Raw genomic sequence first — 18,437 nt, 5'->3', positions numbered from 1 at the left:
GTCCAGCGGCTTTCCAGCGGCCGTGGGACGACTTTCCAGCGGTCGTACGACGAAGGGGGCGCCCGGTGATTCCGGGCGCCCCCTTCGTCGTACCTCTGAGGGGTGTCGTACCTCTGGGGGAGTCAGCGGGCCTTGCCGCCCTTGGGCATCCGCATGCCCTTGGGCATCGGGCCCTTCGGCAGCGGCATGTTGCTCATCAGGTCGCCCATGGCGCGCAGCCGGTCGTTGGTGGTGGTGACCTGCGGGCCGGACAGGACGCGCGGGTACTTCAGCATGGTCGTGCGCAGCTTCTTCAGCTCGACCTGGCCCTCGCCCGTGCCGACGATCACGTCGTGCACCGGGACGTCCGACACGATGCGGGCCATCTTCTTCTTCTCCGCGGCGAGCAGGCTCTTCACCCGGTTCGGGTTGCCCTCGGCGACCAGCACGATGCCGGCCTTGCCGACCGCGCGGTGCACCACGTCCTGGCTGCGGTTCATCGCGACCGCGGGGGTCGTCGTCCAGCCCCGGCCGATGTTGTCGAGCACGGCCGCGGCGGCGCCCGGCTGGCCCTCCATCTGCCCGAACGCGGCCCGCTCGGCCCGGCGGCCGAAAACGATCGCCGCCAGGAGGAACGCGAACAGCAGGCCCAGGATGCCCAGATAGATGGGGTGGCCGATCAAGAAGCCGATCGCGAGGAAGACACCGAAGGTGCCGATGCCGACAGCCGCGAGCACAAGACCGATCTTTTTGTCGGCCTTCCGGGTCATCTTGTACGTAAGGGCGATCTGCTTCAGTCGCCCTGGGTTCGCAGCGTTCGCTGCGGTTTCCTTCCTCGCCATGCCACGAAGTCTACGTGGCCCCGGGAGTGCCCACGACGGCAGTGCCCGCGGAGGGGGCGTCAGGGGCGGGTGGCCGCCTGCTCCAGGACGCGCTGCGCCTCGACCCGGTCCTTGGCACGACGGCGGTCCTCCAGGACCGAGGTCCAGGCATTGCGGCGGGCGGTGCGCTGGCCGCCGCTCATGAGCAGGGACTCGACGGCACGGAGTGCGTCGGTGAAGGTCGGGATGGCGGTGGCGCGAACGGGCGCGGCCTGCATGGTGGAGGTCCCCCTCGACGGCGTCGGGTACGGGTGTACGTGGCGTGATACCAGGGTCACTGATTGGTGTTACCAGGGTGTGACTGACCGGTCAAACGCCAATGAAGCCTTGATGGGGTGGGGGTGGAGTGAATACGCGGCCCTGACGACGCCCTCATCTGCGAGGACTGTCAGGACCGCGCGTTCTCGGTCTCTACTGACCAGTAAGTTCTTGTGCGAGAATTCACACGGTTGTCCCGCACTCGTACGGAGCAACGACGATGACGATCTGTCAGACGGCCCGGGGAGCTGTCAGACGGCCTGGGCGGCGGTGTACGTGCCCCGCTTCTCGATGGCCATCTGGTACAGGCGCCCGGCGCGGTACGAGGACCGGACCAGCGGGCCGGACATCACACCGGAGAAGCCGATCTGCTCGGCCTCCTCCTTCAGCTCCACGAACTCCTGCGGCTTGACCCAGCGGTCCACCGGGTGGTGACGCACGGACGGGCGCAGATACTGCGTGATGGTGATCAGCTCGCACCCGGCGTCGTGCAACTGCTTCAGCGCGTCGCTGATCTCCTCGCGGGTCTCGCCCATGCCGAGGATGAGGTTCGACTTGGTGACGAGGCCGTAGTCGCGGGCGTCGGTGAGGACCTTCAGGGAGCGGTCGTAGCGGAAGCCGGGGCGGATCCGCTTGAAGATCCGGGGAACCGTCTCGAGGTTGTGCGCGAAGACCTCGGGCCGGGTGGAGAAGACCTCTTCGAGGTGCTCCGGGACGGCGTTGAAGTCGGGGGCGAGGAGCTCGACCTTGGTCCGCCCGGCCGCGCGCTCCGCGGTCTGCCGGTGGATCTGGCGCACGGTCTCGGCGTACAGCCAGGCGCCGCCGTCCGCCAGGTCGTCGCGGGCGACGCCGGTGACGGTGGCGTAGTTCAGGTCCATGGTGACCACGGACTCGCCGACGCGGCGCGGCTCGTCACGGTCGAGGGCCTTGGGCCTGCCGGTGTCGATCTGGCAGAAGTCGCAGCGCCGGGTGCACTGGTCGCCGCCGATGAGGAAGGTCGCCTCGCGGTCCTCCCAGCATTCGTAGATGTTCGGGCAGCCGGCTTCCTGGCAGACCGTGTGCAGACCCTCGCTCTTCACGAGCTTCTGCATCTCCGTGTACGCGGGACCCATTTTCGCCCGCGTCTTGATCCACTCGGGCTTGCGCTCGATGGGGGTCTCGCTGTTGCGGGCCTCCAGGCGCAGCAACTTGCGTCCGTCGGGTGAGACTGCGGACACGACCGGCTCCCTGCTGATTGCTTTGAGTAGTCTTCGATTCTTCGGCGTACACCAGCGTACGCCCGTGGTTGTTGGGACTTTCCCGTGAGGCCAACCTCACCTCGACGGGGTCCATTCCCGAGGTCGGACGGAGGTCAGACGGACGCCTTCTCGATCACGCGCGGCTTGAGGTCGGCGTTCTCGAGGATGTCCTTCAGATGCCGCTCGACCGTCGGCAGGATCTCCTCGACCGTGATCTCGCGGCCCAGTTCGTTGGCGAGGGAGGTGACCCCCGCGTCCCGGATGCCGCACGGGATGATCCGGTCGAACCAGGCGTTGTCCGGGTTGACGTTGAAGGAGAAGCCGTGCATCGTGACGCCCTTGGCGACGCGGATGCCGATCGCGGCGATCTTGCGGTCCTCGCGTCGCTGGCCGGCGTTGGAGGGGGCGTACTCCGGGCCGTTCAGCCGGGGGTCGAACTCCTCGTCGTTCAGCCGCGGGTCGAAGTCCAGCGAGAGTCCGCCGAGGGCCGGCCGCTGCTCGACGGGGTCACCGAGCACCCACACGCCGCTGCGGCCCTCGACCCGGGCGGCCTCGACGTCCAGCTCCGCGCAGGTGCGGATCAGCGCCTCCTCGAGGCGCCGTACGTGCGCGACCACGTCCACCGGGCGGGGGAGCTTCTGGATCGGGTAGCCGACGAGCTGGCCGGGGCCGTGCCAGGTGATCTTGCCGCCGCGGTCCACGTCGATGACCGGGGTGCCGTCGAGCGGCCGCTCGCTGTCCTCGGTGCGGCGGCCCGCCGTGTAGACCGGCGGGTGTTCGAGCAGCAGGACGGTGTCGGGCACCTCGTCGGCGAACCGCGCCGCGTGCACCCGGCGCTGCTCGTCCCAGGCCTCCTGGTACTCGACGGCCTGTGCGCCGAACCCCATGCGGACGAACCGCAACTCACTCACGGCAAGCGCCTCCCTCGGCGACGGGTGTGTCAGGCATGTAATGCGCCCAAGCCACTGTACGACCGGTCCGCTCACGTCAGCCCAGGGGGCAATCCTCACACGATCGGATGAATGAACTGCAAAGTGTGCGACGGACTGCTCACTCTCCGCTACATTCGCGCCGTTCATGAGGCCATAAGGGCTGCTCACAGGCAATCCGGGCACTTCGAAGGCCCGGAAGGCAGGAGACCGCACCGCAGATGACGGAACGACCCGCGCAGCGCACTCCCAATCGCCAGCTCGCCGCGCTCATCGCAGAAGCGGGATTCTCCAACGCAGGTCTGGCCCGTCGCGTCGACCAGCTCGGCCTCGAACACGGGCTGGATCTCAGATACGACAAGACATCCGTGACCCGCTGGCTGCGCGGACAGCAGCCCCGGGGCACCACGCCCGCGCTCATCGCCGAGGTCTTCACGCGCCGCCTCGGGCGCCGGCTCACGGCCCAGGATCTCGGTCTGGACGCCTGTGCGCCGGTGTACGCCGGGCTGGAGTTCGCGTCCACCCCCGAGGAGGCCGTCGACATCGTCAGCGGGCTGTGGCGCAAGGACTCCGGCAGTCATGCCGAACTCCGCAAGATCGCCTTCACTCCGGCGGGGCTCGTCGTGCCCAGCCGGGACTGGCTGATCGGCCGGGCCGACGACCGGGTGGCCCGCGGCGAGCCGCTGCCCAAGGTGCCCCCACAGGGACGGCCCGTCGTTCCGCGCCCGCGCGGCCAGGCCGAGCGCGGCCCCGGCCAGAAGGTCACCGGCGGCGACATCGCCGCGCTGCGCTCGGTCGGCGAGCTCTTCCGCACCCTCGACGACGCCTACGGCGGTGGCCACGCCCGCCAGGCCCTCGTGCGCTACCTGGAGCACGAGTGCGAGCCGATGCTGCGCGGCACCTACGGCGAGCAGACGGGCCGCCGCCTGTTCGCCGCGGCCGCCGATCTCACCCGGCTCGCCGGCTGGACGTCGTACGACATCGCCGCGCACGGACTCGCCCAGCGCTACTTCGTGCAGGCGCTGCGGCTGGCACAGGCGGCCGGGGACCGGACGTACGGCTCCTACGTCCTGGTCACCATGAGCCGCCAGGCCGTCTACCTCGGGCACGGCCGCGAGGCCGTCCAGCTGGCGCGGGTGGCGCAGCAGGGGGTGGGGACCACCGCCCCGCCCGTCGTGCAGGCGCTGCTGCACTCCGCGGAGGCCCGCGCGCACGGCGTGCTCGGCGAGGTGCGGGCCTGCACCGGCGCGCTGGTCCGCGCCGAGCGCGCCCTGGAGGCCGCCCGGCCCGGCGACGAAGTGCCGTACTGGGCGCGGTTCTTCGACGAGGCGCAGCTCGCCGACGAGTTCGGGCACTGCCACCGCGATCTGCAGCAGTTCCGCGCGTCCGCGCAGCACGCGGAGCGCTCCCTGCAGCTGCGCGCCCCGACGTTCGCCCGTAGCCGCCTGTTCTGCCGTGTCGTCCTCGCCACCGCCCGCCTCGGTCTCGGCGAGCTCGACCAGGCCTGCCTGCTGGGCGCGGAGGCGGCCGGGCAGGCGGTGGAGATGCGCTCGGTACGGGCGATCGAGTACGTCAAGGACTTCGAGCGCCGCCTCGAGCCCTACAAGGACGCGGCACCGGTACGGGGATACCGGGACAAGGTGGCGGCGCTCGGGTGACCTCGGCTAGGCCGCGCGCTTCATCGCGGGCAGGGGGTCCGCGCGGTGCAGTGAGCCCGCCGCGCCCAGGTCCGCCAGGATCGCCGCCGCGGCCCGGTGGGCCGAGTGCAGGGCGCCCTGGACGGTGCTGGTGTCGCGGTGGTCGCCGCACACGTACAGGCCCGCCAGGAGCCGTACCGGGCGGCGCAGGTCGTGCGGTGGGCGCATCGCCGGGACCGCCTCGGCGGTGTGGTGCACGGCGAGGGTCTCCCAGCGGCGGGTCGAGGTGCCGTACAGCCGGGACAGGTGCATCCGTACGGCCGTGTCGACCCCCTCCGGGGGAGTGCCCAGCACGGTCGACGAGATGAGCGCCCGGCCCGCGGGCGCGCGGCTCGGGTCGACGGCGCTGACCATCGCGGTGTGCGCGACCGGACCGCCGCGGTCGGCGTCGAGCAGCAACGAGGCACCGGTGCCCAGGGGTTCGTCGGTCGTGTGGTGCACCACCGTCACCGGGTGGAAGTCCGGCACCCGCAGACCGGGCAGCAGTTCGGCCGCGGCTCGCGCGTCGGTGGCCAGCAGCACGGCACGGCAGCGGATCTCGCCGTGCTCGGCGGTGGTCACCGAGGTCGTGGAGACCGAGGTGGCCCGCACCCCCGTGTGCACGGTGCCGGGCGGCAGCGCGCGGGCGAGCAGTTCGGGCAGCGCCTCGGCGCCGCCCTCGGGCACGCTGAGCCGTCCGCTCGCGAAGGCGCGCAGCGCGAGGTCGGCGCACCGGCTGGACGTCCTCAGCTCCGGGTCGCACAACAGGGCGGCGAGCAGCGGGCGCAGGAAGCCGTCGATCGTGCGGGCGGGCACCCCGCGGACGGCGAGCGCCTGTGCGGCGGGCAGTTCGGGGCGGGTCAGGATGCGCTCGACGGGCGTGGCGGCGATCCGGGCCAGCGCCACCCCGAGCCGGGCCTGGTCGACGGCGCCGCCCATGGGTGCGCCCGCGCGCGCGGGCGACGCGACCGCGCCCCTGGGAGCGCTCGCGAGGGCGCGCACCGCGTGGAGTGCGCCCCTTGCGCTCCCTCCGCCCGCCGGAGCGCCCGCGCGGTGCCGGCGTCCGTCGTGGTGCAGCAGGACGCCCGGCGCGAAGGGGCGCAGAACGAGGGCGTCGAGCCCTGGTGTCAGACGTAGCTCGGGATAGGAGGTGGACAGGAGCTGTCCGATCCGGTCGAGCCGGAAGCCGTCGACCTTCTCCGTCGACATACGGCCGCCCACGTAGGGGGCGGCCTCCAGGACTGCGGTCGTGACGCCCGCGCTGGTCAGCCGATGAGCCGCCGACAGTCCGGCGATTCCGGCTCCCACGATGACGACGTCCGCCTGGTACACGGGCTCAAGCACGAGGCCCCTCCTCGATGTTGCGCGGCCGGTGGAGACGTGATGCCCCCAACTGGCTCCAGGGATACCCGAGTTCAGGTCGAGGTTAGGGCCGTGATCGGTCGAGGACAGTCGCGCACCGACAGAGCACGGTCGCACGACGGTCGCACACAGTCATGTCCCGGTTACGCCAGAGCCGCGCGGATCGCGTCCTCGATTCCCGGGAAGGCGAACACGAAACCCGACTCCAACAGCCGCTTCGGCAGCACCCGTTGACTGCCGAGCGCATCCCCCGCCAGCTCGCCCAGCACGGAGCGCAACACCGGTGCCGGGACCGGCAGGACGGCCGGCCGGTGCAGCACCCGCCCCATCGCCGCAGTGATCTCACGGTTGGTCAGCGGGGTCGGGGCGGTCAGATTGACCGGCCCGGACAGCTCCTCGGTGTCGATGAGATGGCGGATCGCGGCCACCTCGTCGTGCAGCGCGATGAACGACCAGTACTGCCGCCCGTCCCCCATCCGCCCGCCGAGCCCGGCCCTGAACAGCGGGAACAGCCGCGCCCAGGCACCGCCCTCACGGGCCACCACCAGCCCCGTACGGGCGCACACGGTCCGTACGCCCGCCTCCTCGGCCGGCGCCGCCGCCTCCTCCCACTCCACGCACAGGGAGGGCAGGAAACCGTCCCCGGGCGGCGCCGTCTCGTCCACGGCACGGTCGCCGGTGTCGCCGTAGAAACCGATCGCGCTGCCGCTGACGAAGACACGCGGCGGCTCGTCCAGCGCGGCGACAGCCTCCGCCAGCGCCGCCGTGCCGAGCACCCGGCTGTCCCTGATCCGCCTCTTGTACGCGTCCGTCCAGCGCCGGTCGCCGATGCCGGCGCCCGCGAGGTCGACCACGACATCACAGCCGACCAGCCCCGCCGTGTCCACGTACTGCCCCTCAGGGTCCCAGCAGACCTCCTGCGCGCCGCGGGCCGCACGCCGGACCAGCCGCACCACCTCGTGCCCGTCGGCGACCAGGGACCGCACCAGAGCGCTGCCGATGAGACCGGACGCACCGGCCACCGCGATTCGTGAACGTTCCATGAGCCCATCCTGCCCCGTCATGTCTAAGGTGGCCGTCATGCCGGATCCGTACATACGCACCGCCCTGCCGGACGACGACGAGGAGTTGACGCTCCTGGACAAGGCCACCTGGTCGTATCTGCACGCGGTGATGCCCGAGCCGCAGCCGCCCTACGACTCGTTCTTCAGCGAGCGCCACGCCCCCGACGACACGCTGGTCGCCGAGCTCGACCGCCGCATCGTCGGCTACATCCGCCTCGCCTTCTCGACCCCACTCGCCTCGAACGCGCACGTACGGCAGATCCAGGGGCTGGCCGTCCACGACGACGCCCGCGGCAGGGGCGTCGGCCGCGCGCTGCTCCGGGCCGCCGTCGACGAGGCCCGCCGCCGCGGCGCCCGGCGTATCACGCTGCGTGTCCTCGGGCACAACACCCCCGCGCGGCGGCTCTACGAGTCGGAGGGGTTCGTGGTCGAGGGCGTGCTGCCGGAGGAGTTCCTGCTGGCGGGGGAGTACGTGGACGACCTACTCATGGGCCGCTCCCTGTGACCCCTGTCGGCATGACCCCTGCCGGTCCGGCGGCCGCCCCTAGGACGTGACCAGGTCCCCCGTGCTCACCGGTGCCGTCGCCGTGGCCGCGCGGCGCGCGTCGGGGGCCACCTCGTCCGCCGTCAGGACGTAGCCCGTCTCGTCGTCGGACGTGGAGCGGGCGAAGACCACGCCGTACACCCGGCCGTCCGTGGTCAGCAGCGGCCCGCCGGAGTTGCCGGGGCGGACCGTGGAGCGGATCGAGTAGATCTCGCGGGTCACCGTGGCGTCGTTGTAGATGGTGCTGCCGTTCGCCCGCACCCGGTTCGCCACGGTCGCCGCCTGCAGATTCAGATCGCCGTCCTGCGGATAGCCCGCGACCACCGCCGAGTCCCCGCGGCCGGCAGCGTCGTCGAACCGCAGCACGGGCGCGCGGAGCCCGGGCACGTACAGCACCGCCACGTCCCGGTTCGGGTCGAAGAGCACCACCCGGGCCTCGTACGACCGCCCGACACCGCCGATCCGCACCCTCGGGCGGTCGATGCCGGCCACCACGTGGGCGTTGGTCATCACATGCTCGCGCGCGTACACGAAGCCGCTGCCCTCGCGACCCTGGTTGCCGGCGGCGCCCTCGATCTTCACCGTGCTCGTCCTCGCGGCCGCGGTGGCGCGCGCCGTGACGCTGTCGCCGGAGGGCTTGGCGACCTGTGCCGTCGACTCGTTCTCGAACGGGTTGAAGACCTGCGGGAAACCCGCCTCCGTGAGCGCGGACGTCGCGCCCGAGAACCACGAGGGCGTGGTGTCCGGCATCGCGTTCTGCACCGCACCCAGCAGCGCCGAGTCCCGTATCGCCGTCGTCACCACCGGCGACGAGGAGGCGCCCAGCACACTCGCCGCCATCCAGGCCACGATCAGCACCGCGAGCGAATTGGCCGCCGCCCCGCCTATCCCGTCCAGCACCCGCAGCCCGTCCCGGCCCGCACGGTCCAGCTCACGCCGCAGCCGCAGCGCGAGGCGCCCCGCGAGCTCGTGCCCCACCACCGCCGGGACCAGCACCGTCAGCACCGCGGTCACCGTGGCCGCCGTCGACCCCCGCGTGACCAGGTCCATCATCCACGGCAGCACCCACACCCCGAGCACCGCGCCGCCCACGAACCCGGCCAGCGACACGCATCCGGCCAGCAGTCCGCGCCGGTAGCCGGACCCCGCGTACACAAGGATCACCAGCGCAAGGAGGAGGTCGAGCAGGTCCACGGAGCCGCCTTTCTCTCGGAACCCCTAGTACGCGCGGGACGGGCACAGTGATCAGTCGGGCGAGCGTGGCTCCGGAACCGGCCACGCACACATGTACCTCCAAAAACGCATCGGATAGGGACGATGGTTCCACCAGGTGGCACACCACACATCGCAGACGGAGTGGATCACACCCACAGTGGAACCCATGCGTTTGCCGCGAAGAACGCCCGGGCCGGGAAGATGGCGCGTGCGCCTGCCCGGCCCCGTCCTGGTGCTGGTCGGCTGTCTGCCCGGCCTCACCGCCGTCCTCGCCCTGGGGCTGTCCGTGCGCGGCCCCGACCGACCGGTCGCCCAGGCCCGGCCCGCACAGCCGGCGGCGGCCAGCCCTGCGGCGGCGCCGCACCGGGCGGCCAGGCCCCACATCGTGCCGCGGGAGGTCTGGCTGGACGGCAGCCCGGCGCCCACGCAGCCGCCCCCGCGCTACGACGACAAGGTGCTCGCGGTCTTCGTCCACCACACCGACTCGCCCAACGGCTACGACTGCGCCGACGCGCCCCGCATCATCCGTCACCTCTACGCGGGCCAGACCGGCGCCCGCAGCTGGGACGACATCGGCTACAACTTCCTCGTCGACCGCTGCGGCACGGTCTACGAGGGCCGCGCCGGCGGTGTCGAGCGGGCCGTCACCGGCGCCCACGCCCAGGGGTTCAACCACCGCACCACCGGTATCGCGGCCATCGGCACCTTCACCGCGGGTGCGTCCGTGCCGCGGGCGATGACCGACGCGATCGCCGCCGTCGCCGCCTGGAAGCTCGGCTCGGCCGGCATCGACCCGCGCGGCCGGGTGCGGCTGGTCTCCAGCAACGGCCTCAGCCGCTACGAGGCCGGCACCACCGCCACCCTCCCCGCGCTCGCGGGCCACAACGACGGGTACATGACGAGCTGCCCGGGAGCGGCCCTGGCCGCCCGGCTCCCGGAGATGCGGGAGAAGGCGGCCCGCCTGCAAGGCAGGACCACAGCCACCCTCACCCCCACAGCAACGCCATAGGCGGCCCGCAGCTCCCTCAGATCCCCGCGTCCTACGGTCAGGGCGACACAACCCGACCGGAGGTGGGGATCATGAACAGCAGTCGTAGCGGGGACACCACGCAGAACGCCGGCTGGGCCAAGGCCGCGCGCAGCCCCTGGGTGGTCGTGTGCGCGGTCGCGACGGTGATCCTCGGCCCGGCCGCGGCCACCGCGTCCGCCCTCGACCAGGCCAACAAGGCACCCCTCCACCACGCGGTGCGGGCGGACCAGCCGCAGGCGTACATCCCCGCCGACACCGGCCGACGCCGCACCGCGGCCTGACGCTCACCCGGGGGATCTCACTCCCTGAACCGGTCCCACAGCTTGGGGTACCGCTCCGCGAGCGCCCCTTCGCTCTCGAAGTCGACGGGCGCCCCTTCCGGTTCCGAGGGCGCGGGCGCGAGGCCCAGGTCCGGGGCGACGGTACCGGTGAGCTGTTCGTACGCCTCGTCCGCGGCGTAGCCCAGCTCCTCACCGTCCCCGTCGATCTCCTCGTCGAACTCGCCGAGCAGGTCGGCCAGCGCGTCCGGGTCGTGCAGGGCGCCCTCGAAGACGTCCCGGCCCTGACCGATCAGCCAGCACCGGAAGAAGTCGAACGCGTCGTCGCTCGCCCCGTCGAGCAGCACCCAGGCCGCGCCCCACAGGTCCCAGCGGTAGGCCCTGTTGTAGCGGGACTCGAAGTGACGGGCGAAGTCCAGGACCGACTCCGGGTCCAGCTGGAGCAGCCGCTCCACGAGCAGGTCGGCCTGCTCCTCCGGGTCGCCCTCGGCGGCCTCGCGGGCGGCGTCCACCAGCTCCCAGAACTCCGACTCTTCCATCACGGGTCAAGCATCGGGCCTGAGCGGGTGGGGCGCACGTGGAGTGCGGCGGATTGTTATCGGCCGTAGAGCTCCGCCAGGCGCGCCGTATCCCGGGCGAACCGCTCCCGCAGACCGGCCGGCGCCAGCACCTCCACCTCCGGCCCGAGCGCCATCAGCTGGCCGTGCGCGACCTCTTCGGACTCCACCGGCAGCGTCGCGGTCACCCACCCCTCGCCGTCCGCCTCGCCCGCGCCGCGCAGCGCCTCGCGCGCGGAGACGGGATCGATGACATACGCCAGCCTGCGCACGCCCTGGGCGGACAGCCGTACGACGACCTCGTCCCGCAGGATCGACCGCGCGAACCCCTCGGCCTGCGCCGCCCAGAACCCGGGCAGATCGAACGCCTCGTCACGGACGAAGCGGGTGCCGTGGTCGGCGACGGAGGTGACCAGGTCGATACGGTACGTACGAAAGCCACCGGAGCCACGCGCCCCTGCACGGCCCACGCTGCCGCCCGCGTCGAGCGTGCCGCGGACACCGCTCGCGCCGCCGCCGCGGATACCGCCCACGTCCCGCGTGACGCCGGAGCCGTCGAGACCCTGCGCGTCGCGCGGGCTGCCTGCGTCGCGCGGGCCGTTCGTGCCGCTCGGGCCGGCCGGATTGCCCAGGCTGCCCGGACTGATGGCATTGCGCGGGCCATCTGCGTCGCCGAGACGGTCTGCGCGGCCCGAGCCGACCGCATTGCTCGTGCCGCCCGCGCCGCCTGCTTCGTCCAGGCTGCCCGTGTCGCCCGTGTCGCGGAGACGGTCCACTTCGCCCAGGCAGTCCGCGTCGCCCGGGCTGCCCGCGTGTCCCGTGCCGTCCCCGTCGCCCCGGCTGTCCACGTTGCTCGTGCCGCTCGCTTCACCCAGACAGGCCGTGTCGCCCAGGCCGTCCGGACTGCTCGCATTGCGCGGACCGTCCGCTTCGCCCGCGCCGCCGAAACGGTCCGCATCGCCTGTGCCTCGCGCCTTGCCTGCGCCGCGCGCATCACCCAAGCCGCTCGCCCCGCCCGCGCCGCGCATCCCCGTCGCACTGCGCGCCCCGGTCTCGCTGCGCGCCCTGGTCTTCGCGTCGGGGACCTTCGCCTGGTCACCCGCCCCGTCGCCCGATGGCAGAACCCGGGCGCACAGGTACCAGACGCCTGCCTTCAGTACGAGGCCGTAGGGCTCGAGGGTTCGTTCCACCTCACGTTCGCCGCGTCGGTAGTGGGTCGTGAGGCAGCGGTCGTCCCATACCGCCTCCGCGATCGTGGGGAGCAGCGTGGGGGTCTGCGGTTCGCGGAACCAGGCGGGCGCGTCCAGGTGGAAGCGTTGGGACGCGGTGCGCGGCGCGTCGCGCAGGGAAGGGAGGAGGGCCGCCGACACCTTCAGCCGGGCCGCCGAGGCGGCGTCCTCCAGGCCCATCTCCCGCAGCGCCCCCGGCACCCCGCTCAGGAACAGCGCCTCCGCCTCGCTCCGGGCGAGCCCGGTCAGCCGGGTCCGGTACCCGCCGATCAGCCGGTAGCCGCCGGCCCGCCCCCGATCCGCGTAGACCGGCACCCCCGCCTCCGACAGCGCCTGCGCGTCCCGTGCCACCGTCCGCTCCGACACCTCCAGCTCGCGGGCGAGCTCGGCGGCGGTCATGGAAGGGCGGGACTGCAGGAGGAGCACCATCTTGATCAGGCGGGCGGCGCGCATACCGTCATGATGCCGGGCCCCGCGGACAGCGAGGGGGTACGGCAGACGCCGTACCCCCTCGTGTCACCACGGGACCTACAGCCCGTACTTCTCCCGCGCTTCCTTCACCGCGGTCGACTTGACCTCGCCCCGCTTCGCGAGCTGGGCCAGGGCCGCGACGACGATCGACTGGGCGTCGACGCCGAAGTGGCGGCGGGCGTCCTCACGCGTGTCCGACAGACCGAAGCCGTCGGCGCCCAGCGAGGACCAGTCCTGCTCGACCCACTGCGCGATCTGGTCCGGAACCTGGCGCATGAAGTCGGAGACCGCGAGCACCGGGCCCTCGGCGCCGTGCAGGGCCTGCCGGACGTACGGCACCCGCTCCTCGCCGCGCAGCAGGGCGGCGTCCGCCTCCAGCGCGTCGCGGCGCAGCTCGGTCCAGGAGGTCGCGGACCACACGTCGGCCGCGACACCCCACTCCTCGGCGAGCAGCTTCTGCGCGTCCAGCGCCCAGTGGATCGCCGTACCGGAGCCCAGCAGCTGGATGCGGGGGGCGATGGGGGCACCTCCCTGCTCGAGCGAAGCCGAGAGCTCGGGGGACACGGGGGACAGGCCGGCCGACTCCGCCGTGTTGAAGCGGTACAGGCCCTTGAGGACGCCCTCGTCGATGCCGGCGGCGGACGGCTTCGCGGGCTGCGGCAGCGGCTCGTTGTAGACGGTGAGGTAGTAGAAGACGTTCGGGTCCTCACCCGGCGCCGTCTCGCCGTACATACGGCGCACACCGTCCTTCACGATGACCGCGATCTCGTACGCGAACGCCGGGTCGTACGTCAGCGCCGCCGGGTTCGTCGCCGCGATCACCGGCGAGTGGCCGTCGGCGTGCTGCAGGCCCTCGCCCGTCAGCGTCGTACGGCCGGCCGTGGCGCCGACGAGGAAGCCGCGGCCCATCTGGTCGCCGAGCTGCCACATCTGGTCGGCGGTGCGCTGCCAGCCGAACATCGAGTAATAGATGTAGAAGGGGATCACGGACTCGCCGTGCGTCGCGTACGACGTGGACGCGGCGATGAAGTCCGCCATCGAACCGGCCTCGGTGATCCCCTCGTTGAGGATCTGGCCGTTCTTGGCCTCCTTGTAGTACATCAGCTGGTCGCGGTCGACCGGCTCGTACGTCTGGCCCTTGGGCGAGTAGATGCCGAGGGAGGGGAAGAGGCTCTCCATGCCGAAGGTGCGCGCCTCGTCCGGGACGATCGGCACCCAGCGCCTGCCCGTCTCCTTGTCGCGGACCAGGTCCTTGATGAGGCGGACGAAGGCCATGGTCGTGGCCACGTTCTGCGTACCGGAGCCCTTGTCGAAGGCCGCGAACGCCTTGTCCGCCGGAGCCGGCAGCGGGGCCAGCGGGTGGACGCGGCGGGCCGGGGCCGGACCGCCGAGGGCCGCGCGGCGCTCCTGAAGGTAGCGGACCTCGGGGGAGTCGGCGCCGGGGTGGCCGTAGGGGACCTGGCCGTCGACGAACAGGCTGTCGGGGATGGGGAGTTCGAGTGTGTCGCGCATCGTCTTGAACTCGTCCACCGTCAGCTTCTTCATCTGGTGGTTGGCGTTCTTCGACGCGAAGCCCCGGCCGAGGGCGAAGCCCTTGACGGTCTGGGCCAGGATGACGGTCGGCGCGCCCTTGTGCTCCAGCGCGGCCTTGTACGCGGCGTACACCTTGCGTGCCTCGTGGCCACCGCGGGAGAGGTGGAAGCACTCCAGGATCTTGTCGTCGCTCAGCAGCTTCGCCATCTCGACGAGCGCCTGGTCCTTGCCGAAGAAGTCCTCGCGGATGTAGGCGGCGTCGCGGGTCTGGTACGTCTGCACCTGTGCGTCCGGGACCTCGCGCAGGCGGCGTACGAGCGCTCCCGTCGTGTCGAGCGCGAACAGCTCGTCCCAGGCCGAACCCCACAGCGACTTGATGACGTTCCAGCCGGCGCCGCGGAACTGGGCCTCCAGCTCCTGCACGATCTTGAAGTTGGCGCGGACCGGGCCGTCGAGGCGCTGCAGGTTGCAGTTGATGACGAAGGTGAGGTTGTCCAGCTCCTCACGCGCGGCCAGGGTGAGCGCCGTCGTCGACTCCGGCTCGTCCATCTCGCCGTCGCCGAGGAAGGCCCAGACGTGGGACTCGGAGACGTCCTTGATGCCGCGGCTGGTGAGGTAGCGGTTGAAGCGTGCCTGGTAGATGGCGGAGAGCGGACCGAGACCCATGGAGACGGTCGGGAACTCCCACAGCCAGGGCAGGCGGCGCGGGTGCGGGTAGGAGGGCAGGCCGTTGCCGCCGGCCTCCCGGCGGAAGTTGTCGAGGTGAGCCTCGTCCAGCCGGCCGTCGAGGAAGGCGCGGGCGTAGATGCCGGGGGAGGCGTGGCCCTGGATGTAGAGCTGGTCGCCGGAGCCGTCCTGCTCCTTGCCCCTGAAGAAGTGGTTGAAGCCGATCTCGTAGAGCCAGGCCGCGGAGGCGAAGGTGGCGATGTGGCCGCCGACGCCGTGTTTGCTGCCGCGGGTCACCATGGCGGCCGCGTTCCAGCGGTTCCACGCGGTGATCCGGGCCTCCATCGCCTCGTCACCGGGGACAGTCGGCTCGGCGGCGGTCGGGATGGTGTTGACGTAGTCGGTCTCGAGGAGCTTGGGCAGCGAGAGGCCGTTGCCCTCCGCGCGCTCCAGCGTGCGGCGCATCAGATACGCGGCTCGGTGCGGCCCGGCTTCCCGGGCCACGGCGTCCAGTGAGGCCTGCCATTCGGCAGTCTCCTCCGGGTCGCGGTCCGGGAGCTGGTCGAGCTCGCTCGGCTGGGTGGCGAAGGGGTCGGTCATGTCGCCGCCTTCCTCAGTCGAAGGGGGTTCCCTCATCGGTAAGGGATCTGGGTGCCCTTGGTCTTTGGCAGGACAGGGCGTGGACTTGGGTGGTCCGTCGGCGACTGTAACTCTCTGATCGATGATCGATCAAAGGGTTGAGAGGCAAAACTTCTCGATTTCGAGAAAGTCGGCACCCGGTGCCTTCATCGGTGGCACCGGGTGACGTGGAATCGCCTTGTTTTCGCAGGTGGGGAGGCGTATGAGCAGGGCTGCGCTCTCCTGAACGAAGTGAATCAGGTGAATCAGGCGCGGGGTGCGCAGCCGAGGACATGCGCCTTCACCAGCTCCGCGATCTGCGGATCCCGGCGCTTGAAGGCCTGCACCAGCTCCTCGTGCTCCTCCGCGTAGGACTGCTGGACCGTGCCCAGCCAGCGGATGGACAGCGCCGTGAAGACCTCGATGCCGAGCCCTTCCCAGGTGTGCAGCAGCACCGAGTTGTCCGCCGCGCGCACGAGCTCGCGGTGGAAGCCGACCGTGTGGCGGACCTGGGCGGTGCCGTCGGCGGCGCGGTCGGCCTCGTACAGGGCCAGCACGTGGGGCTCCAGGGCCGAGCAGTCCACGGCGAGCCGCTCGGCCGCCAGCTCCGCCGCGATGGCCTCGAGGCCGGCCCGGACCGGGTAGCTCTCCTCCAGGTCCGCCGCGGTCAGGTTCCGGACCCGTACGCCCTTGTTCGGTGCGGACTCGATCAGGCGCAGCGACTCGAGCTCGCGCAGCGCCTCACGGACCGGGGTCTGGCTGACCTCCAGCTCGGTGGCGATCCGCCGCTCCACGATGCGCTCACCCGGCTGCCAGCGCCCGCTGACGATCCCCTCCACGATGTGCTCGCGGATCTGTTCGCGCAGCGAGTGGACGACGGGCGCGGTCATGAGGGCTCCTCGGCAGTGCGGACCCCGGCGGGTCGGCGGGACCCTTAGACAATACGGCCGCGGCCCCGGCCGGGCAGAGCACGGGTGCTCTCGCCACAGGGTGATACCTGTTACAGAGGGTCCACCCCGATGCGCCTCGTACGACGAAGCCCCCGCCCGGAGAAGAACTCCGGGCGGGGGCTTCGTCGTACTGCCTGATCAGGGAGATCAGAGGCCCAGCTCGACCTCGAACTCGCCCGCCTCCAGGATCGCCTTGACCGCCGTCAGGTAACGGGCCGCGTCGGCGCCGTCCACCAGGCGGTGGTCGTAGGAGAGGGTCAGGTAGGTCATGTCGCGGACGCCGATGACCGTGCCCTCCTCGGTCTCGATGACGGCCGGACGCTTGACCGTGGCACCGATGCCGAGGATCGCGACCTGGCCCGGCGGCACGATGATCGTGTCGAAGAGCGCGCCGCGCGAACCGGTGTTGGAGATGGTGAAGGTCGCGCCGGACAGCTCGTCGGGCGTGATCTTGTTGGCGCGGACCTTGCCCGCGAGCTCCGCCGTGGCCTTGGCGATGCCGGCGATGTTCAGGTCGCCCGCGTGCTTGATGACCGGGGTCATCAGGCCCTTCTCGGAGTCCACCGCGATTCCGATGTTCTCGGAGTCGAAGTAGGTGATCGTGCCCTCGGCCTCGTTGATCCGGGCGTTGATGACCGGGTAGGCCTTCAGCGCCTGGGCCGCCGCCTTCACGAAGAACGGCATCGGGGAGAGCTTGACGCCCTCGCGCGCGGCGAACGAGTCCTTGGCCTGGGCGCGCAGCCGCATCAGGCGCGTGACGTCGACCTCGACGACCGACGACAGCTGGGCCTGCTCGTGCAGCGCCTTGACCATGTTGTCGCCGATGACCTTGCGGATGCGGGGCATCTTGACGGTCTGGCCGCGGAGGGGGGAGACCTCCAGGGTCGGCGCCTTCTTGGCGGCCGGAGCGGCGGCGACGGGGGCGGGAGCCGGAGCGGCGGCCTTCGCGGCCTCGGCGGCTGCGATGACGTCCTGCTTGCGGATACGGCCGCCGACGCCGGTGCCCTTGACGGTGGCCAGGTCGACGCCGTTCTCGGCGGCGAGCTTGCGCACCAGCGGGGTCACGTACGCGCCCTCGTCACCGGCGGTCGCGGGCGGGACAGCCGGGGCGGTCGGCACCGCGGCGACCGGGACGACCGGCGCGGGGGCCGGAGCGGCGGCGACGGGGGCGGGGGCGACGGGGGCGGGAGCGGCCGGAGCCGGGGGAGCCACCGGAGCGGGCGCCGGTGCGGCCGGGGCCGGAGCCGGGGCAGCGACGGGCGCCGGAGCCGGAGCAGCCGGAGCCGGAGCCGCGCCCGGGGCGCCGATGACGGCCAGCTTGGCGCCGACCTCGGCGGTCTCGTCCTCGCCGACCACGATCTCCAGCAGCACGCCGGAGGCGGGCGCCGGGATCTCGGTGTCGACCTTGTCGGTGGAGACCTCGAGCAGCGGCTCGTCGGCCTCGACGGACTCGCCGACCGCCTTCAGCCAGCGGGTGACGGTGCCCTCGGTGACGGACTCGCCGAGCGCGGGCAGGACCACGTCCGTGCCCGTGGCGCCACCGGCAGGGGCGGCCGGAGCCGCGGCCACGGGGGCCGGGGCGGGAGCGGCGGGGGCCTCGGCGACCGGTGCCGGCGCGGCGCGGGGAGCCGGAGCCTCGGCGGCGGCCGGGGCCGGAGCGGCGACGGGCGCGCCCGTGCCGTCGTCGATGACGGCCAGCTCGGCGCCGACCTCGACCGTCTCGTCCTCGGCGACCTTGATGGAGGCCAGGATGCCGGACGCGGGGGAGGGGATCTCGGTGTCGACCTTGTCGGTGGAGACCTCGAGCAGTGGCTCGTCGGCCTCGACGCGCTCGCCCTCGGCCTTCAGCCAGCGGGTGACAGTGCCCTCGGTGACGCTCTCGCCGAGCGCCGGAAGGGTTACGGAAACCGCCATGGTTTCGGTTGCTCCTTACGGAAAGTGCGGAAGTCTGTGTCGTCG

Annotated in this window: 15 protein-coding genes and 2 pseudogenes; 4 read left to right on the top strand and 13 right to left on the bottom strand. The window is 72.0% G+C overall.

The features are described 5' to 3' along the window. Nucleotides 1-122: 122 nt before the first annotated feature. From N8I87_RS11430 to lipB, 4 genes are all read right to left on the bottom strand, one after another. Nucleotides 123-821: a DUF4191 domain-containing protein gene (locus N8I87_RS11430; RefSeq protein ID WP_263207967.1), complete on the bottom strand. Its 699-nt coding sequence runs from the start codon at nucleotides 819-821 to the stop codon at nucleotides 123-125. A gap of 59 nt (nucleotides 822-880) precedes the next feature. Continuing rightward, nucleotides 881-1,078, bottom strand: a complete 198-nt coding sequence (locus N8I87_RS11425; RefSeq protein WP_263207964.1) for an SCO2195 family GlnR-regulated protein — start codon at nucleotides 1,076-1,078, stop codon at nucleotides 881-883. A 291-nt stretch (nucleotides 1,079-1,369) separates the two neighbouring features. Next, nucleotides 1,370-2,335 carry a lipoyl synthase gene (lipA, locus tag N8I87_RS11420; RefSeq protein ID WP_263207962.1) on the bottom strand — a complete coding sequence of 322 codons (966 nt, stop codon included), beginning with the start codon at nucleotides 2,333-2,335 and terminating at the stop codon, nucleotides 1,370-1,372. Nucleotides 2,336-2,469: 134 nt separating this feature from the next. After that, nucleotides 2,470-3,267, bottom strand: a complete 798-nt coding sequence (gene lipB / locus N8I87_RS11415; protein ID WP_263207960.1) for a lipoyl(octanoyl) transferase LipB — start codon at nucleotides 3,265-3,267, stop codon at nucleotides 2,470-2,472. A 239-nt stretch (nucleotides 3,268-3,506) separates the two neighbouring features. Here lipB and N8I87_RS11410 point away from each other — a divergent pair, with 239 nt between their 5' ends. After that, nucleotides 3,507-4,943: an NsdA family TPR-like regulatory protein gene (locus N8I87_RS11410; RefSeq protein WP_263207959.1), complete on the top strand. Its 1,437-nt coding sequence runs from the start codon at nucleotides 3,507-3,509 to the stop codon at nucleotides 4,941-4,943. A gap of 6 nt (nucleotides 4,944-4,949) precedes the next feature. Here the strand turns inward: N8I87_RS11410 and N8I87_RS11405 are convergent, their stop codons facing one another. Together N8I87_RS11405 and N8I87_RS11400 are read right to left on the bottom strand one after the other, a co-directional pair. Beyond that, nucleotides 4,950-6,305 carry an NAD(P)/FAD-dependent oxidoreductase gene (locus tag N8I87_RS11405; RefSeq protein WP_263207957.1) on the bottom strand — a complete coding sequence of 452 codons (1,356 nt, stop codon included), beginning with the start codon at nucleotides 6,303-6,305 and terminating at the stop codon, nucleotides 4,950-4,952. Between the two features lie 161 nt (nucleotides 6,306-6,466). Then, the gene (locus N8I87_RS11400; RefSeq protein WP_263207955.1) at nucleotides 6,467-7,366 is read right to left on the bottom strand and encodes a TIGR01777 family oxidoreductase; all 900 of its coding nucleotides are present in this window, start codon (nucleotides 7,364-7,366) and stop codon (nucleotides 6,467-6,469) included. Between the two features lie 37 nt (nucleotides 7,367-7,403). Between N8I87_RS11400 and N8I87_RS11395 the strand changes: the two genes are divergently transcribed. Further along, nucleotides 7,404-7,892, top strand: coding sequence for a GNAT family N-acetyltransferase (locus N8I87_RS11395; RefSeq protein WP_263207954.1), 489 nt, complete (start codon nucleotides 7,404-7,406; stop codon nucleotides 7,890-7,892). A gap of 39 nt (nucleotides 7,893-7,931) precedes the next feature. On the opposite strand, the gene N8I87_RS11390 is transcribed toward N8I87_RS11395, so the two are convergent. Then, complete coding sequence (locus N8I87_RS11390) at nucleotides 7,932-9,125, bottom strand: MarP family serine protease (RefSeq protein ID WP_263207951.1); 1,194 nt, start codon at nucleotides 9,123-9,125, stop codon at nucleotides 7,932-7,934. 187 nt (nucleotides 9,126-9,312) lie between these two features. Here N8I87_RS11390 and N8I87_RS11385 point away from each other — a divergent pair, with 187 nt between their 5' ends. Together N8I87_RS11385 and N8I87_RS11380 are read left to right on the top strand one after the other, a co-directional pair. After that, entirely contained in the window at nucleotides 9,313-10,155 is an 843-nt protein-coding gene (locus N8I87_RS11385) for a peptidoglycan recognition protein family protein (protein ID WP_263207950.1), read from the top strand. A gap of 71 nt (nucleotides 10,156-10,226) precedes the next feature. Next, nucleotides 10,227-10,457 carry a hypothetical protein gene (locus tag N8I87_RS11380; protein WP_263207949.1) on the top strand — a complete coding sequence of 77 codons (231 nt, stop codon included), beginning with the start codon at nucleotides 10,227-10,229 and terminating at the stop codon, nucleotides 10,455-10,457. Between the two features lie 17 nt (nucleotides 10,458-10,474). Here N8I87_RS11380 and N8I87_RS11375 read toward each other — a convergent pair whose 3' ends face one another. The 6 genes and pseudogenes from N8I87_RS11375 to sucB all read right to left on the bottom strand — a co-directional run bounded on the left by N8I87_RS11375 (nucleotide 10,475) and on the right by sucB (nucleotide 18,392). Further along, complete coding sequence (locus N8I87_RS11375) at nucleotides 10,475-10,993, bottom strand: DUF4240 domain-containing protein (RefSeq protein WP_263216391.1); 519 nt, start codon at nucleotides 10,991-10,993, stop codon at nucleotides 10,475-10,477. A 56-nt stretch (nucleotides 10,994-11,049) separates the two neighbouring features. Further along, nucleotides 11,050-11,472 (bottom strand): annotated as a pseudogene (locus N8I87_RS11370) (WYL domain-containing protein); the annotation flags it as partial. Nucleotides 11,473-12,111: 639 nt separating this feature from the next. Continuing rightward, nucleotides 12,112-12,693, bottom strand: a pseudogene (locus tag N8I87_RS11365) (helix-turn-helix transcriptional regulator); the annotation flags it as partial. Between the two features lie 75 nt (nucleotides 12,694-12,768). Next, nucleotides 12,769-15,510 carry a pyruvate dehydrogenase (acetyl-transferring), homodimeric type gene (gene aceE / locus N8I87_RS11360; protein WP_263207948.1) on the bottom strand — a complete coding sequence of 914 codons (2,742 nt, stop codon included), beginning with the start codon at nucleotides 15,508-15,510 and terminating at the stop codon, nucleotides 12,769-12,771. 284 nt (nucleotides 15,511-15,794) lie between these two features. Next, nucleotides 15,795-16,418, bottom strand: a complete 624-nt coding sequence (locus tag N8I87_RS11355) for a GntR family transcriptional regulator (RefSeq protein ID WP_263207945.1) — start codon at nucleotides 16,416-16,418, stop codon at nucleotides 15,795-15,797. Nucleotides 16,419-16,625: 207 nt separating this feature from the next. Beyond that, the gene (gene sucB, locus N8I87_RS11350; protein WP_263207943.1) at nucleotides 16,626-18,392 is read right to left on the bottom strand and encodes a 2-oxoglutarate dehydrogenase, E2 component, dihydrolipoamide succinyltransferase; all 1,767 of its coding nucleotides are present in this window, start codon (nucleotides 18,390-18,392) and stop codon (nucleotides 16,626-16,628) included. Nucleotides 18,393-18,437: the final 45 nt, after the last annotated feature.

This window comes from Streptomyces sp. HUAS 15-9, assembly GCF_025642155.1.
Classification (GTDB): domain Bacteria; phylum Actinomycetota; class Actinomycetes; order Streptomycetales; family Streptomycetaceae; genus Streptomyces.
Note: the sequence above shows the minus strand (reverse complement) of the source record. Positions and strands in the feature narration are given on the sequence as shown.

Bases quoted from the DNA above. Each gene is read 5' to 3' on its own strand.
- N8I87_RS11430 (WP_263207967.1), bottom strand. From the start codon at position 821: ATGGCGAGGAAGGAAACCGCAGCGAACGCTGCGAACCCAGGGCGACTG.
- N8I87_RS11425 (WP_263207964.1), bottom strand. From the start codon at position 1,078: ATGCAGGCCGCGCCCGTTCGCGCCACCGCCATCCCGACCTTCACCGAC.
- N8I87_RS11410 (WP_263207959.1), top strand. From the start codon at position 3,507: ATGACGGAACGACCCGCGCAGCGCACTCCCAATCGCCAGCTCGCCGCG.
- N8I87_RS11400 (WP_263207955.1), bottom strand. From the start codon at position 7,366: ATGGAACGTTCACGAATCGCGGTGGCCGGTGCGTCCGGTCTCATCGGC.
- N8I87_RS11395 (WP_263207954.1), top strand. From the start codon at position 7,404: ATGCCGGATCCGTACATACGCACCGCCCTGCCGGACGACGACGAGGAG.
- N8I87_RS11385 (WP_263207950.1), top strand. From the start codon at position 9,313: ATGCGTTTGCCGCGAAGAACGCCCGGGCCGGGAAGATGGCGCGTGCGC.
- N8I87_RS11380 (WP_263207949.1), top strand. From the start codon at position 10,227: ATGAACAGCAGTCGTAGCGGGGACACCACGCAGAACGCCGGCTGGGCC.
- N8I87_RS11375 (WP_263216391.1), bottom strand. From the start codon at position 10,993: ATGGAAGAGTCGGAGTTCTGGGAGCTGGTGGACGCCGCCCGCGAGGCC.
- aceE (WP_263207948.1), bottom strand. From the start codon at position 15,510: ATGACCGACCCCTTCGCCACCCAGCCGAGCGAGCTCGACCAGCTCCCG.
- N8I87_RS11355 (WP_263207945.1), bottom strand. From the start codon at position 16,418: ATGACCGCGCCCGTCGTCCACTCGCTGCGCGAACAGATCCGCGAGCAC.
- sucB (WP_263207943.1), bottom strand. From the start codon at position 18,392: ATGGCGGTTTCCGTAACCCTTCCGGCGCTCGGCGAGAGCGTCACCGAG.